The 777-nt window shown below is 54.1% G+C and carries 1 protein-coding gene; it reads left to right on the top strand.

The annotated features are described in order from the left end of the window. Positions 1-777 (top strand): hypothetical protein (locus VTH8203_RS23195; RefSeq protein WP_158296232.1); only part of this gene is annotated, 777 nt, incomplete at both ends.

Genomic DNA, 777 nt, shown 5'->3' with positions numbered 1-777 from the left:
CGAGGCCGATTACCAAGCGGCGATAGCGGCAGAGGCAAGCATTGCCGATGTGGCGGCGCTGCAAGTGCTGATTGACAGTGTTGATAACAGCGTTAATGCCTTTGCCAGTGTGCAGTTGGCGGCGACCAACAGTGACGTTAACGGTATCAGCAACACCACCTTAGGGAATATCCTAGGTTTAACCTTTGATGGTGCGAACGAGGCCGATTACCAAGCGGCGATAGCGGCAGAGGCGAGCATCGCGGATGTGGCGGCGTTGCAAGCAGTGATCGACAGTGTTGATAACAGCGTCGATGCTTTTGCCAGTGTGCAGTTGGCGGCGACGAACAGTGACGTTAACGGTATTAGCAATGCCATCTTAGGGAATATCCTGGGTTTAACCTTTGATGGTGCGAACGAGGCCGCTTACCAAGCGGCGATAGCGGCAGAGGCAAGCATTGCCGATGTGGCGGCGTTGCAAGCAGTGATCGACAGTGTTGATAGCAGCGTCGATGCTTTTGCCAGTGTGCAGTTGGCGGCGACCAACAGTGACGTTAACGGTATCAGCAACACCACCTTAGGGAATATCCTAGGTTTAACTTTTGATGGTGCGAACGAGGCCGATTATCAAGCGGCGATAGCGGCAGAGGCGAGCATCGCGGATGTGGCGGCGTTGCAAGCAGTGATCGACAGTGTTGATAGCAGCGTCGATGCTTTTGCCAGTGTGCAGTTGGCGGCGACCAACAGTGACGTTAACGGTATCAGCAACACCACCTTAGGGAATATCCTAGGTTTAAC

Source organism: Vibrio thalassae, from assembly GCF_900089835.1.
GTDB lineage: Bacteria > Pseudomonadota > Gammaproteobacteria > Enterobacterales > Vibrionaceae > Vibrio > Vibrio thalassae.
Note: the sequence above shows the minus strand (reverse complement) of the source record. Positions and strands in the feature narration are given on the sequence as shown.